The organism is Chondromyces crocatus, assembly GCF_001189295.1.
Lineage (GTDB): Bacteria > Myxococcota_A > Polyangia > Polyangiales > Polyangiaceae > Chondromyces > Chondromyces crocatus.
This window is the reverse complement of sequence record NZ_CP012159.1, coordinates 1,538,071-1,553,748: the sequence shown is the minus strand read 5'-3', so window position 1 is coordinate 1,553,748 and position 15,678 is coordinate 1,538,071. Positions and strand designations below refer to the sequence as shown.

Annotated in this window: 8 protein-coding genes; 2 read left to right on the top strand and 6 right to left on the bottom strand. The window is 63.9% G+C overall.

Features of this window, described 5'->3' with window-relative positions; all coding sequences use genetic code 11:
- Positions 1-71 precede the first annotated feature (71 nt).
- The 4 genes from CMC5_RS05795 to CMC5_RS05780 form a co-directional block, all read right to left on the bottom strand.
- Entirely contained in the window at positions 72-2,318 is a 2,247-nt protein-coding gene (locus tag CMC5_RS05795; protein WP_050429474.1) for a SulP family inorganic anion transporter, read from the bottom strand.
- A gap of 83 nt (positions 2,319-2,401) precedes the next feature.
- Positions 2,402-5,503, bottom strand: coding sequence for an AAA family ATPase (locus CMC5_RS05790; RefSeq protein WP_050429473.1), 3,102 nt, complete (start codon positions 5,501-5,503; stop codon positions 2,402-2,404).
- A 220-nt stretch (positions 5,504-5,723) separates the two neighbouring features.
- The gene (locus CMC5_RS48335) at positions 5,724-8,684 is read right to left on the bottom strand and encodes a TonB-dependent receptor domain-containing protein (RefSeq protein WP_050429472.1); all 2,961 of its coding nucleotides are present in this window, start codon (positions 8,682-8,684) and stop codon (positions 5,724-5,726) included.
- Positions 8,681-10,333, bottom strand: coding sequence for a serine/threonine protein kinase (locus tag CMC5_RS05780; RefSeq protein ID WP_050429471.1), 1,653 nt, complete (start codon positions 10,331-10,333; stop codon positions 8,681-8,683). The genes CMC5_RS48335 and CMC5_RS05780 overlap by 4 nt, the downstream gene beginning before the upstream one ends.
- A gap of 722 nt (positions 10,334-11,055) precedes the next feature.
- Here CMC5_RS05780 and CMC5_RS05775 point away from each other — a divergent pair.
- On the top strand, positions 11,056-12,021 hold the full coding sequence (locus CMC5_RS05775) for a serine/threonine-protein kinase (RefSeq protein ID WP_245678316.1): 966 nt from the start codon (positions 11,056-11,058) through the stop codon (positions 12,019-12,021).
- Positions 12,022-12,024: 3 nt separating this feature from the next.
- On the top strand, positions 12,025-13,011 hold the full coding sequence (locus CMC5_RS05770; RefSeq protein ID WP_050429469.1) for an NAD(P)H-quinone oxidoreductase: 987 nt from the start codon (positions 12,025-12,027) through the stop codon (positions 13,009-13,011).
- A gap of 151 nt (positions 13,012-13,162) precedes the next feature.
- Here the strand turns inward: CMC5_RS05770 and CMC5_RS05765 are convergent, their stop codons facing one another.
- Complete coding sequence (locus tag CMC5_RS05765; RefSeq protein ID WP_245678315.1) at positions 13,163-13,678, bottom strand: DUF2452 domain-containing protein; 516 nt, start codon at positions 13,676-13,678, stop codon at positions 13,163-13,165.
- Entirely contained in the window at positions 13,675-15,657 is a 1,983-nt protein-coding gene (locus CMC5_RS46370; RefSeq protein WP_063796219.1) for a thrombospondin type 3 repeat-containing protein, read from the bottom strand. Before CMC5_RS46370 ends, CMC5_RS05765 begins: the two co-directional genes overlap by 4 nt.
- Between the last annotated feature and the right edge of the window lie 21 nt (positions 15,658-15,678).

Here is a 15,678-nt window from a genome sequence, read left to right as displayed (position 1 = left end):
CAGTACGGCCGCAGCCGTGCAAGCCAGGCCCAGATCTTCAGAGCCCGAGCATCGAGGTCATCGGCGATGATTCAGTTGAACAATGACTTCACGGCGGCAGTCGAATCGACAATGCGCTGTGCGAGGAGACGCGCCACGAACTCGTGGAACGCCGCCGCGAGTTCTGGGGCCTCCAGCGTGAGCCGTTGCAGCGCCTCGTAGCTGAGTCTGTAAAGGACAGCTGCGTCGTTGGCCGTCACGGTGGCAGAGCGTTTTGCGTCCAGGTAGAGCCCCGACTCTCCGACCACAGTCCCCGGACCCATCGTTCTGAGGCGCTTGGTCCGATTACCAGCGAGTGCGATCCACGCGGTCAGCTCTCCGGATTCGATCAGGTAGAGATCCTTCGAGGCGTCTCCTTGACGGAACAGGTCATACCCCGCAGGGAGCTCGAGGCGATCGAGGTAGCCGAGGAAGCGGACGACCTCCATGGGGCCATTGAACACCACGGCGAGGTCGCGTGACAGCACGGGGGGAGGGATCGTCGTTGGCGGGGCCTCGACGATCAGCTCATTTTCACAGGCTTCCAGGCCGTGATCGAGATCGGAGAAGACACGACACACGCGGTCTCCCTCAACGACGACTCCACCGCGCGAGAGGCTGTTCCGGATGTCGGGCGGGACCTCGGTCAGCATGAGCATGACCTGATGGCTTTCGGCGATCCTTCGCAGCCTTTGAAAGCTGGCCACAGCCGAGGAGTCGAGCCCATTCACATGCCGGAAGTCCAGCACCAGATAGCGGACGGGCATCGGCGTCGGGTCGAGAATACGCTGCTGTGCTCGATCCAGAAGGCCGTAGGCCGTGCCGAAGAAGATGAATCCTTGCAGCTGGAGAACGTAGATCTGAGGACCACAGGTATCGAGGATCTTCTCCTCGCTGGCCTTACGACCGACATTGCTCCGCAGATTGCTGCCGGAAATCGCGTTACGAATGACCTCGATGCGGCTGTAGCTCACCGCGAACAGCACGAGAGATACGGCGAGTCCGACGGCCACCCCCTGAAGAAAGCCGACGAGGGCAATCACCAAGAGGATGACGATGACGATGAGGTACTCACCGCGGCGTAGACGAAACCAGCCTTCGTAGACGGTCTCGAAGAGGAAGGAGAAGCCGAGGAAGGCGACCAGCCCGCCGAGGACGGGGCGCGGGACATTGGAGATGGATTCCGCGCCGATGACGAGGACGAGCGCGCTCAGGAGCACCGCCACGATGGCCGTCAGTCGGGTATATGCACCCGACTTGTGGTTCATCGACGACTCGGGCAGCGACATGTAGCCGACGACGCCGCCAGCAAGCGCGCCGAAGAGGTTCGCCAGGCCCGTCGCGCGTAGCTCGCGATCGAGATCGATCTCCTCCTCTGTCGCCAGCTCAACGCCTGAAGCGCTGAGAAGGATGGTGATGGTGGCGAGAAGCGAGACGGCTGCGATGTCGAACGCGCGCTTGAAGATCAGGGACCAGTGAACCTCCGCGAGCTCGGCGGGCTGCAGCGGGGGCCACAGGGCGCCTTCGGGGAAGGGACCGATCAACCAGCCCGCCGCCATGGCTTCGTCCAGCGTCGAGCCGGAAAGGTAGACCAGCGCGTAGAACAGCCCGATCGAGCCGACGAGCATGCCTGGGAGCATGCCGAACTTGTTGTACTTCCTGAGCGCCGCAGTGAGCAGGACGCCGAAGATCAGGCCCGGGATGCACTTGGTGAGATCCGGGGTGGTCAGCAGCGTCGCTGCGTTGTCGAAGCCAACTGGCTCTCCGACCATGACGGTCAGCGCTCCCTGCACGAGCAGCCATCCGCAGCCTGCAAGGAAGCCACCCACCACCGGGTAGGGGATGAAGCGGACGAGGACTCCTCCTCGCAAGAGGCCGAGGATCAGGAAGAAGGCACCCGTGACGGCCGAAGTGACTGCAATCGCTGCGACGACGGTAGGGAACGGGTCTCCCGCCGGATCGATCGCCTTGACCCCGGCGGAGATGCCGGTGGCCATGGAGGCGAGAATGACGGACGTGTCCTCCTGGGGCGCGGCGATCGTTGCGCGAAACGAGCTACCGAAGGCAACGATCGCTCCGACGACCACGGAGCTGATCAGAAAGATACCGATGCCGAGCGGGAGACGATTGCCGAGGTTCCCGGTGAAGATGACCGCCGCAAGGGAGATGTCGAACGTGACGACCAAGGTCCCGGAGACGAACCCGGCAAGGAGCGCAGCTACCAGCCGCGAACGCCACACCTTCGTCAGAAACCCAGCCTGCGCCGGCAGCGGCGCGGTGTTTGATGCCTGCTCTTCCATGCCGCCGGACACCTCTCGCTGATTCTCGGCAAAACCGCCGACAACGCAAGTTCAGAGGTGGGACAGGTGAGCCTCGTGAGCGATCACGCGACGCCCGCGCTCAGATCACGCTCGATTGCTGCCGCTTGTTCCTGACATGTAACCGCATCGCCGAGTCTTCCACTCTGTCGATGCAGCTTGGCCAGATCGGTGAGGAGGCGCCCTTCCTCACGGCGGTTACCTATCTGACGTGCGATCGTAATTGCGCGTGTGTAGTGGGCGCGCGCCACTTCAAACTGTGCTTGCTGAGCGTAGATGGTGGCCAAGCTGCCGAGGAGCATGCCTTCGGTCGGAAGGTTTCCTCCTTCGTGAGCAGCGATCAGCCCCTCCTCCCAGTAGGTGCGTGCCTCGTCGGGCTGTTGCATCGCCCAGTGGGCTCTGCCCAGACCCAGGAACCCGAGCGCTTCCGTCGCGCGGTCCCTCAGCTTTTGCGCCTCGGTGAGCACCCGAATGTGCTCCTGGCGCGCCTCCTGGAACCTGCCGCGGGCTTCCAGCACATCTCTCGCGAACTCGTACCTCACGACGACACTTTCGGGAGTCGGATCGGGTGAGAGCTTGAAATAGACCCGGTAGAGGCGAGTCGCTTCTTCGTGAGCGTAACGTGCAGCCGCTTTGCGGGCACCCGCCAGGAAGTAGCGCCGGGCATGGTCGATCTTACCAGCTCGGCGCCAGTGCCGCCCAAGGGCCACCAGTTGATCCTCGAGGTCTTCTCCGTAAAGCCCCTCGATGGCCTCCGCCGCCAGGCGATGCAGCTCCTGAAGACGAGCGCGCGACTGCATTTCGTACGCCGCGTTCCGCAGGAGGGCGTTGCTGAACTGGAAGCGATGCTCGTTCATCCCGGACCAGATGCACTGCGCCTCTCCGACGCGCACGTGCTCTTCGAGCACCGACTGGTCGGGCAGCATCTTTCGAAGCACACGGAGATCGAATTCTCGACCCAGCACCGCGGCCGCCACGATTGTCTGCTTCACTCGCGCGTCCAGCCGATCCAGGCGCGAGATCAGAAGACTGTTGACGTTCTTCGGCGGCATGAACGTGTTCGAGATGGAGATCGAACTCGAACTCGACCCATACCGCCCGTCTTCGAGCCAGAACGCGAGGATCTCCTGTGCGAAGAACGGGTTACCACCCGCGGTCTCGCAGAGCAGCGTCGCCAGCATGTCTGGCATCGGCCCTCCGAAGAAGGGAACCGCGAGCGCCAGCAGCTGGTCTCGGGACAGGGGCTTGAGTTCGACGACGTGCTCGGCGGTCCCTGGATCGAGCGGAATCCGTACGGGCGTACCGTCGTCTTTGCGCCGGGTCGTGATCAGCACGGCGATCGGCAACCCACGACAAGCCCGGAGGATGACGCGAACGGCCTCCAGAGAGTCCTCGTCGGCCCAGTGTGCGTCCTCGAGATGAAGGATGACGGGCTGAAGCGAGCACTCGGCGAGGAACACGAAGCTCAGCGCAGAGAGCGTGCTCGTATACCTGAGCTTCGGATGGAGGCGCTCATAGGGGGAGTCGTCCCATCGGATGCCAATCAGCGCGGCATAGATGGACTTCGCTCGCTCGATCTCTCGGCGTAGTGCGGCCTGGCTCTCCGGCAGCCGCTCCAGCAGATACTCCAGCGCATCCTCGAAATTGGTGAGTTTCTCCTCCTTACCAATCGCCGAGGACTCCCAGAAGTATTCCTTCAGCGCGAACTCGAACGCATTGAGTGAGCTTTGCAGGGTCTGATCACACCGAGCGTCGATCCACAAAAACGGACGCTCTCCCTGTTGCTCCTCCAGCTTGTGACGATAACGCTGAACGAGGTAGCTCTTGCCAAGGCCAGGCTCGCCCTCGATGTAAACGACACCGGCCGAGCGACCTTCAAAAATCGGCTGCATTCCGCGACCGATTTGCTCGAGCTCGGACTCACGGCCGATCAGACCGAGATCGTAGAACTCTTTCTGGACCGAGATGCGCCGTCGCTCGAGCGAATAGACGAGAATGGGAAGCTCGAACCCTTTGAACCGAAAAATGTTCTCAGTGGTCCACTGATAACTCGTCTCGCTTGCTCGAAAGACTTGTTCGTCAGCCCAGATCGCCCCCCAGGGCGCCTTCATGACGAGACGCGCCGCAAGATTCGTCGCTCGCCCGAGGCACGCAAACTCTCGGCTCTCCGTGCCGCCATTGAAACCGGCATAGCGAACGTCACGCGTGATGCCGGCGCGGAGGCGCATTGACCGAAGGCCGCGCTTCTTCAGTTCGAGGGCAAAATCGAGCGCACGATCGTTATCGTTTTCGTGGGCAATCGGCGCACCGAAATGGACCAGCGCGCTCATCCCCATGTCACCCAGGTAGATCCCTGTGAAGGTGCCCCCATACAGCTCTCCGAGCTCATGCAAGAGGCGCGTCAGCTCCGGGAGGCTGTGGAGGTTGTCGAAGGACAGGAACACGCTGCTGACATTGCGGAACTCGCCCTCCAAGGGCATGTCCGTGACACCTGGCGGCAAGAACGCAGCACCATCGCCAGCAACGTCTGAACGGGGAACAGGATCCCGAGGGGCCAGCTTGACTTCGGCGCTGAGCTTGTAGCTTCCAGCGACGTCCTGCACCGCCTTCGCGCTCGCTGGTGGGATCCGATCGCAGAACGCTCTGTCGATCAGGATGTCTCCCCGATGCGCGTGCCGGATGACCGAGAGGCAGTCTTGAATCGCAGAGCCGAAGAAGTGGTGGTAGGCGCGTGTATTGGAGACACGAACGATTCCCCACTCGACCAGGCCCCAAGTGATCGCCAGCTTGAACGAGAAGGGGAAGCTTCCGTGTGGCGTCTGCCGCTCTGGATGCTCGTTGAAGAAACGACGCATCGCGATGGCCGCACCGAGCGTGTACTCCGCCACCTTGCGTTCGGGAGTCTCCGGAAAAATCGCCGTGAAAGAGTCTCCCGCGAAGCCGACGATGAAACCACCTGCCAGATGGACGGCGGCGATCAGCGGATCGAAATAGAACCGGAGCGTCTCTGCAAGGAGCTCGGCCCCTGATCGGGCGTGCTCCATCATGCGTTCCGTGACCTCGGTGAAACCCGAGATGTCGACGATGAGGACCGCCGCCGTGAGGCTCCCCTCGGTCTTGCCGAGAGCGTCCTGCTGGAGGATGAAGTCGGGGACGAGCGGGCTCATTGGTTGATCCTCGGCCACACCTTCAGGAACAGGTTGGCCTCGGAATCTCGCGGTCGATTCGCCGACCACTCAGTGTACGGTCGATCGGGTGTCATGAGTACAGCAAACGCAGGCCAGACGCAGCGTGTAAATCGCAACTCTGGTTCTGAGAGGGCATGGGGGGTGGACGGCGGTGATACCCTACCACCCCTCCCCCCCTGTACGTGCACCCGTGAACGGCTCAAAAGTTCAAGTTCGCTGAGGCCAGGAAAGTCCGACCGTTCTGGGGCAGGCGTCTCGGGGTGAAATCCGGACCGAGCGGTAGCGAGTAACGCCAGTCGGCCAGATTGTAAACACCGACGTTATACGACAGACCACCGCGGTCGAGCTGTCCGGAGAGCACCAGGTCCCAGATGAAGGCCGGATCGGTCAGCTGCTGATCCGCGGCCACTGCATCGTATCGAGGCCCTTCGATGGTAATCTTGCTTGCCAGTGCGAGCAGCTTTCCGAAGAGGGGAATGGCGCCCCGAAGCGAGCCCATGTGCTGCACAGAATTCGGCACGTTGACGTAGGGAGCTTCGTCCTGGTTGGTGTAACGAGCCTGAGAGAAGGAGTACGAAGCGGCCGCCATCCAGCCTTGGCGCCAGTCACGTCGGAGCTCGACCTCGCCGCCAGCCACCAGAATACCCGAAGCGCTGTTCTTGTAGACGAGCGGGACGGCAGCCTGCGCGATCAGGTTATCGAGATAGGTCAGGTAGCCTGCTGCGGTGGCCGACACCGTCGTCGAGAACCGGTGCGTGAACTCCAGCTCACCGCTCCAGATCTGTTCTGGTTCGAGCTGCTGATTATTCGCAAGGGGCGTGATCCAGCCGATGGCACTGTTCCGGTAGAACTGCTCCGAAACGCTGGGTGCACGGAATGCGCGACCACCGAGCAGCTTCAGGTTGCCTTGCTCGTAAGGCTTGACCACCACCGCGAGGCGCGGGCTGGGCAGCGACGAGAAGCCGTAAGAGGGGAAGTCGTCGACCGCTTGGAAGTTGTACTGGTCGATACGAGCACCAGCAGAGATACGGATCCTGTCCGATGGGATCACGTCGACGAGGGCGTAGCCTGCGAAGATCTGATACGGGTGCTTGTCGAAGGCATCCCTGCTGTACGGCCGCTCAGGAAAGTAGAGATAGGTGTCGCAAGCGCCATTGACATAGCAGTCGGTTTCTTCGCCACGCTGAGAAGCCATGAAGTGGAGCTGTGTCTCGCCACCGACGGTGATGCGTAGCTGGGGGATGGGCGTGATGACGAACCGCAGCTCACCGACGCCCCACTGACCATTGAAGATCTCTTCCGCCGCGATGTGCGTGAACTGATCCGTGGCTTCGTAGCTGAGCTGACCGCGATAGTTGATGTAGTTGTAGGCAACGCGCGCCATCATCCCGAACTGACGAGAGAACTGAGGCTCGAACTTGACTTCGACGAGGCCGCGGGTGTCGCGATAGCGCGTTCGGTCGTCGCCAACTCCCGTTCCCACGATGCCTGTGGAAACGGCCTTGGAGCGCGAATGGAGGAGCCACTGGGCAGACAGTGACTTGACCCAAAGTCTGCCTTGCAGTGTCCCCATGTTGAAATCATCGCCGCCACGCGAGTTGGCAGGCATGCCCTGAGCGGCGAGGTCCGGGAAATAATAGTCCCGGCCGAGCCCACGCCCGCCGGCTACCGACATCCACACGCCCGAGTCACGACCGAACGGTATTTGCACAGCGCCGCGACCGCGGAACACGCTGTTCTCCGCCGAGCTGGCGCCAACGCTTGCGCCCAGCGAGGTCGGTCGCCCCTTGGTCACCACGTTGACGACACCGGTGAACGCGCCGGTACCGTACAGAACCGAGCCAGGACCTCGGACCACCTCGATCCGCTCGACGTCTTCGAGGTCGGTTCGAGCGGAGAAGTCGATGTACGAGATACCCGACCAGCTGTCGTTGGTCGGCTGTCCGTTGAGCAGGATGAGGGTACGGTTTCCGAAGTCGCCCGGGATTTGGACGCCTCGGATTCCGAGCCACGTATAGGAGCTGTCGTACGTGGTGTAGAGACCGCGCGTGCCTCGCAACGCCTCGGCGATGGTGGGATAACCCATCGCGCGGAGCTCCTGGCCGGAGATGATGGTTACGGATCCAGGCGCGTCCTCGACGGCTTCGGCCACGCGCGAAGCAGCTTCGACCTCTTCCAGCTGGCGCAGAGAGAGGTCGATCCGCGTCTGCTGGTTGGGCACGACGTTGACCGTTTGCTCTACAGGGCGGAACCCACGGAGCGAGACACGCACCTTTCGCGTGCCGCTCTGGACGCTCAAGACGGCGGGGGTGAAGCCGACCGGCTTTCCGTCGACCTCGACCAGCGCGTCGCGCTCGTCGGCGTTCACCACGAGGCTGCCGGAGAGGGGATTCAGCCTGTACCGCGCGAGCACCTCTTGCCGCGCCACCACGTTTACGTCCTGCTCCGAGGTCTGATACCCCTCTTGAGTCAGATAGAGCCGGTGGCGGCCTGGGGGCAGCGTGAGGTCGCAAGGAGCAACGCACACGGGAGCGCTGGTAGAATCGTCGACCCGAACCGTCGCGCCGACGGACTCACTGACGACGCGCACCGTCCCGACGATACGCTTCAGCTTCAGGCTGATCGTCCTTTGCTCTCCGGGCCGCGCCTGGATGCCGTCGACCTCTTCGGGCTCGTAGCCATCGAGCTCGACGATCACCTTGAAGTTGCCGCCTTGGTAGCCGAGTAGCCGCGGGGTGTTGCCACGCGGTCCGAGGTCACGCCGGTTGATGTAGACCGTGGCACCGGGGGGATCGGTCACCACGTTCAGCACGGCGATGTTCGGCTTGATTCGCGCGATGGCCTCTTCGATGAGCGGCCTGCGCGACGCGTCCGGCTCGAGCTCGAGCGCCTGCACATAATACCGGAAGGCATCCGGATATTGCGCGAGCTGCTCGTACGTACGAGCGATGTTGAAGACGACGTTTCGGTTGCGGACGAGCCTGTTGGAAATCAGGAAGTGCTCGAGCGCACCGCGAAAATCCCGCGCCGCATACTTCTCGGTCGCGAGGGAGAAGTGGAGATCTGCCTCGTCTGCGAGGTCGTCAGCTCGGACCTCCGGGCTGTACAGAGCGAGGAGGGTGGCTACTGCGAGGGGCCGGATGTAGCGTCGGAAAGTCATCGTTCGATCTTGATGTCCAGCGGCCGGGGTGGGGGTGTGGTCGTCGGCTCAGAGGTCGCCGCGGGCTTGGACGTCACGCGGGACGGCCGTGGGCCAGGGTTGACAGGAGCGACCGCGGGAGCGCTCGTCGGAGCGGGCGTCCCGCGTTTCGTCAAGGTCGCGACGAGGCGTACCGATTGCTCGGAAGGCCCCTGGACGACCGAATAAGGTTCGTACTCTTCGTGCCGCACCGTCAGGCGACGGGGCTGCTCGCGTACCGCTTCGTTGTTGATGGAGAGCTGGAGCGGCGTCGTGCCGAGCGTCTTTCCATCCTCGGCCACTTCGGCTCCGGAGGGGATCGATTCGATCATCAACGCAAACGCGCTGCGATCTTTCAGAGGCGCAGCCGCGACTGACTCCGTCGGCTGTGGCGCGGGAGGCGCCGAGGATTCCGTAGAGGAAGAGAGTCGGCCGATCGCCAGAGCGATGCCGGCGACGGCGACCACGCCAACCGCGAGAAGGATGACCTTCCCGCGCCCCTGAGATGGCGCGTGCGTCGACCCATCCAGCGCCTGTCCAGCGACAGCAGCTCCGGACGCATGGCCCGCGGCGCTCCCGGCGTCTGCGCTGGCGCCTGACGCCGGCAAGGCGGCCATGACCCGCACCGGAGGCATCGGCGTCGGTGCCCGGAGGCCTCCCGAGTCGATGGTCACCATCCCCGTCGAGCCGAAGGAGGTGTTCAGCCCCAGAGACTGCGCACATTCTCCTAGCCCCTTGATGAAGGCGTCCATGTTGACTGGACGGCCGTCTGGGTCCTTGGACAGGCAGCGCATCACGAACGCCTCGAGCGCTTCGGGAACATCCGCCTCTGGATTGCGCTCTCGCATCGGCGGTACGGGCTGCTGGAGATGCGCGATGAGGATCTGCACGGAATTTGCCGCTTCGAAGGGCACCTTGCCGCAGAGCATCTGGTAGAGGATGACGCCCAGCGAGTAGACGTCCGTGCGCAGATCGACCTTCCCGTGAGAGATCTGCTCCGGTGACATGAACCTCGGCGAGCCGAGGAAAGAGCCTTGCTGTGTCAGCTCTTCGGAATCGTCGGCCACGACCTTGACCAGCCCGAAGTCGAGGATCTTCACCAGCTCGCCCATGTCCTCGCCGGGAACGAGCATGATGTTGGAGGGCTTCAGGTCACGATGGACCACGCCGTGCTTGTGCGCCTCGCGGAGTCCGCGGGCCACCTGCCGGGCGATGCTCATCGCCTCGAGAGGAGCGATGCGGTTCGCCTTCCTCATCCTGCGGAAGAGCGTCTCGCCTTCGAGAAACTCCATCGCCATGAAGTAGCGCTCCGGCTCCATGTTCTCGACACGGCCGTAATCGAACACGGTGACGATGTTCGGGTGCTGCAGGCGCGCGAGGATGCTGGCTTCGAGGAAGAAGCGCTTATGAAAGTTGGGGTCGATCTGGGAAGAGGCCGTGGTCGGCGTGAGCACCTTGATCGCCACGGCACGACCCAGCGCGAGCTGCACCCCGCGATAGATGACACCCATGCCCCCCGTCGCGAGCAGAGAGAGGATCTTGAACTTCTCGTTCAAGACCTTCCCTACGAGCGGATCTGTTTCCCCTCCGCCAGCCGGTGCTTCCTCGGGAAACTTTTCCGCTGTGCTCATGCCGTCTGTCTCTTTCCCCATCCTACCTGGTGGCCCCTACCGCTGGTACGATTCGGAAGGACTTTCCCTTGCCTGCTCAGGAGTTCAATCCTCCGGACACCCTGCGATGCCTCGGAGGTGGCGGTTGCGGGCCACGAGGCTCGGCACGGCCCTGCACGCAATCGAATCACGTGAGGTTCCGCGCTGCCGCCGGCCAGCCTACCGTAAGCTGCGTTCTGATCCAACCCGGCTGCGCCTCTCCGCGCGCCACCGTCCAACATCCGGGGAGCCCTCAGGAGACTCATCTCCTCTGCCTCTCCGCTCTACCTACACGTTGCGGGCAGCTCTACACGCCATGGGCGGTCGCCTCAGGCGCCACGGGCGGTCGCCTGCGGGCCGGACATGTGACCACTCGAGCTGGACACGCCCCTGCACGGCAGCCTACATGGTCCACTGGACACCCCCGAACGACCTTGCTGCACGGGCGGAGGTAACTCTACTCTGACCGGGTCCTGATGCCGCCGCAGCACTTCATCCGATGCCAGGCGTGCGGACTTCCACACCCTTCGGACACCGTACTCTGCCCCATCCACGGTACCCCGGTCGTCCGCCCTCCCAGCGTCGCGCCTCCCTCGTCACCGTCTCCTCGGAGCGGCCGCCACGAAACCGCCTGGCCTCCCGAGTCAGCGGCCTCGCCTGACTTCGAGGATGACAAGCCTCGACCCACGAAGGACGCCCCCCTGGTGGGACGGCTCCTCCATGGTCGCTATCGGATCCTGGACGTCATCGCGAAGGGCGGCATGGGGATGGTCTATGACGCCATCCACGTAGGTCTGAGGCGCCGGGTCGCGATCAAGACGCTTCGTACGCAGTACGCGCACAGCAAGACGGCCATCGCGCGGTTCCACAAGGAGGCCGCACTCGCTGGACGCTTCGGCCACCTGAACATCGTCGAAGTGTACGATCTCGGGACGCTCGAGGATGGCACGCCTTACCTCGTCATGGAGCGGCTCGAGGGCGAGACCGTGACCGAGCGGCTCGCGCGTGAGCGCCAGGTCCCTGTCACGCTTGCCGTCGACATCACCGCGCAGGTGCTCAGCGCGCTCGTGGTCACGCACGCAGAGGGGATCCTCCACCGCGACCTCAAGCCGGACAACTTGTGCCTCGTTGGCGGAGAGCGCGGGCCGCTCACGGTGAAGGTGCTTGACTTCGGTGTCGCAGAGGCCGTCAACGAAGCCTCGAACTCCGGAACTGCACCCACGATTGCTGGCACACCGGCGTTCATGGCTCCAGAGCAGGCTCAAGGGGTCCGTGATCTGGACGTTCGAGCCGACATCTACTCGGTCGGCATGATCTTGTACGTGATGCTCACGGGCCAGCTCCCCTACAAGGCGCACTCGCCCGCAGCACTTCTCACCGAGATCCAGCGCGTCAAGATGATCCGCCCGCGCATGCTCCGACCGGACATCCCACCGAGCCTCGACGCGGTGGCGATGACCGCCGTGGCGCTCAATCGGGAAGACCGCTTTGCGGACGCCTCTGCAATGCTCGATGCGCTGGAACAGGTACAGATGGAGTTCGTCCTCGGCCTGAGCGGAGCGCCAGCACGACCCGCAGAGGATGCAGAAGACGGCGTGGTCGAGACGGAGCGGGTGGAGTACTTCGTGCGGAGAAGCATCCTCCCACCCCCCATGCCACCAGAGGAGTGATCGATGCGTGCGATGGTGATCCGCGCCCCGGGTGGTCCCGAAGTTCTTGAACTGAGGGAGGTCGCGGAGCCCGAGGTCCCTCATGGCCACGTGCGGATCGCAGTCCGCTATGCCGGCGTGAACAGGGCGGACCTGCTGCAGCGGGCAGGGCACTACCCCCCTCCTCCAGGTGTACCTCCTGATGTTCCTGGCCTCGAGTATGCAGGCGTCATCGACGCCGTGGGTCCAGGTGCCAGCCGGTTCGCCCCTGGGGCTCGTGTCTACGGTCTCGTCGGAGGCGGAGCCTACGCCGAGAAGATCGTCGTGCACGAGAGGGAGGTGTCCCCTACCCCTACCGACATCACCGACGAGCAAGCCTCAGCCATCCCTGAAGCGTTCGTGACGGCTTACGACGCCCTGGTGCATCGCGGGCGACTCTCCGCGGGCGAACAGGTGCTCATCCACGCCGCCGGGAGCGGCGTCGGTACCGCTGCCGTCCAGATCGCGCATGCGATCGGCGCATTCGTGATCGGGACCTCGCGCACGCAAGACAAACTGCAGCGCGCGACTTCGCTGGGTCTCGACGTGGGCATCGTTCCCCGTGACGGTCGTTTCGCCGACGAGGTGCTGCACGCCACTGGAAAAGGAGGGGTCGATGTCGTGCTCGATCTCGTGGGCGGGGGCTACGTCGCCGAAAACGTGCGTGCCTGCGCCTCGAAGGCACGCATCATCTTGGTCGGCCTCACGGGAGGAGCACGCACCGAGATCGATCTACGAGAAGTCCTCCGGCGACGCCTCGAGATCATCGGAACGGTGCTCCGAAGTCGGCCGCTCGAAGAGAAGATCGAAGCGGCGAAACAGCTCACCCGACCCATCGGAACCTGGCTTGCCGCGAAGCGCATCCAGCCGATCATCGATCGCGTCTTCCCGCTCGAAGAAGCGGCCCAGGCTCACAAGCTGCTGGAAGAGAACCTCCCCTTCGGAAAGGTGCTGCTTCGCGTCGACAGGTGAATCCGCCCCGTCGGCGGCTCACCGGATCGCTCGCCACAGCGCACCTCGAGTTCGTCCCCCGTTCCTGACAACGCGAGCTGCGAAGAGCGCAGGGGACGCGGGCATCGGAAGCGTTCGGACCTGTGGGCCCCTACTTCAGAGTGTACAGAGCCTAGTCGTTGAACGATCCATCGACGGTCCACGACATGTCTGCTTCCAGCCGGTACGCGCCGACGAACTCGTGAGGGCGGTTGGGCCCCCAGTCCTCGGGCGAGAGCATGGAGAAGTACCGGCTCCCCTCAGCGCGCTGGTACAGATAGTACACCTGCCCCGGTCGCTTCTTGAAACTGCAGGCGACCCGATGAAGATCCCCGTCGCGCTGGGCGCTCTCCAGGAGGGTGCGCGCTTGTTCCTGCAGCAGCCGGATCTGCCGTGCCAGCACCTCCAGTTTCGCCCCTGTCACCGCACCCAGCATCGCGTCGGCTTGCTGAATCTCGCGCGCCATGTCGATGAGCCCATGAGGCGGAGCAAGCCGGCTGATGGGGTAGGGCGATGCGCGCGTCTTCTCTTCCCAGTTCACGCGCAGCGCTCGCTCGGGAGGCGTGTCCTGCGAGAGCGCACCCGCCCCCTCCGCAGCGCTGCTCCCGAGGTGCATGTCCTCATCCGAGCCTTTGCCACGCACACTCATGGCTTGCCTTCCTGAACTTCGCGCTTCGGCACCTGTCGACCCTCGGTCACGATCCTCAATCCCATCCCATGCGCCGCTGCACGCGGAGCATCTTTCACGTCACTCCAGGACGAGACACTGGCGACATCAGCCCGCCGCGCCATGCGACGCAGCTCATTCACGACGGCCGAGGCCTGCTCGCGTGCTCTCTCGCCCTCGTTATCACCCGCCCTGGGGCGTACCCCGACCTGCACACGCCAAGCGGGGCGCTGCCCTAGCTCGGTCGCCAGAGCCGCCAGCAGCGGTCTGCTCGCCGGCTCCACCTGGTTGTTCGGTGTGAAACGCACTGCCGCGGACATCTCGACGACGGGGCCCAGCTTTCCATCTCTCACGACGACCAACGGCTTGAGCCGCTTGCGAGGATCATCTTCGGGACAGCCATCGTCATCGTCGACCCCGTTCCAGGTCTCGGGCTGCTCGGGGCAGCGATCCATCGGAGCGAGGATCGTATCCCTGTCGGGGTCGGGATCAGGACACCCTCTCTCCTTGGGATCGAGGCTGTCGACCCCTTTCTCGTCAGGGCACGCGTCGATCTCGTCGCGGAACCCATCTTCATCGTTGTCCGGATCCGGACAGCCGTCTTCGTCGCGATGGCCGTCCTTGTCCTCTGGCTCCTCGGGGCAGAGATCCTCCGTATCGAGAATCCCGTCACCGTCGGCGTCACCGAGAGGACAACCTCGCCTCTCAGGGTCCTTGCTGTCGGGGCCAGGCTCGTCGGGACAGGCATCCACCACGTCGAGCACCCCATCGCCATCGTTGTCCGGGTCCGGACAGCCATCCTCGTCCTCGAAGCCGTCCTCGTCCTCTTTCTCGGTGGGGCACTGGTCCTCCTCATCGACCACCCCATCTTCATCGTTGTCGCCTTCAGGACAGCCATCGTCGTCCTGAAAGCCATCCATGTCCTCCGGAAGCTCACGGCAGGCGTCTCGATCATCAGGAATGCCATCGCCGTCCGCATCGCGCACCCGGGGTGCCCACGCCACCGACAGCATGGCCCGCAGAGGCGGATTGCCCACACCGCCGATCAGCGCCGTCTCGGCTCCGACGAGGAACGAGACGCTGCCCAGCGTGTAGCGGGCCCCCAGGCCAACCTGTGCAGCCGCCACGCGACTGCTCTGAAAGGGAGCGATCGGCGCCAGAGGGACGTAACCGTGCGTCTCGAGGCTGAACGTCAGTCGGCCTTCCTTGTCGATGCCGAACACCTGAGGCTTCAGCGTCAACCCGAATCCGAAGGGGATCTCGTGACCGAACCGAGCCGGACAGGCTTCCAGCGACGTGACGTCCGCACAGGCCACCTGCCCTTCCTGAGCACGGAGCTTGATGCCCGTCGCGACATGAATCCCGAACGCCACCAGCCTGTATTCCGCAAGCAGCCGCGTCTCACTCGTCACGGCGCCCTCGCCCACGTAGGAGGCCTCGCTCCCCGTAGGTAGCGTCAGCCGTTCATGGAGCGCCAGAGCGACCCCCCCGAACTCACCGCGCGTGGGCTTGAGAACCGTGAACTTCGCCACGGCTCCCAGATCCCCGAACGACTGGGCCGGGATGGCGCTCGTCCCGAGCACCTGCCGAGATGCCGCACTCGGCGTATCCCCGCCCTGGTACAGGATCACGGGCAAGTCCAACCCAAGCGTCAGCCGCTCGGCGATCCCCACACTCGCGGCGAGATCGCCACTGAGCTGGTGGCTCAGCACCCGGAACCGACTCTCCCCGGTCACGGGATCTTGCAACGCGATGGGCCGGTGACCGTAGCTCAACCACGCTGCAGCGCTGACATCGCCCGTGGCTGGTGACGCTGCTGGCTCCAGGTACAAGCCGGCTCCGGGATCCGCGGAAGCACGGAAGCCACGAATATCGACGGAGGGCTGTGACCACGCCTCGGTCGATGACAGCGCAGAGGTCAGCAAGAGGCCAAGGGCGATGAAGGCGGCGCTCGGTCGCATGCGCCAGCGCAGCGTAGTACA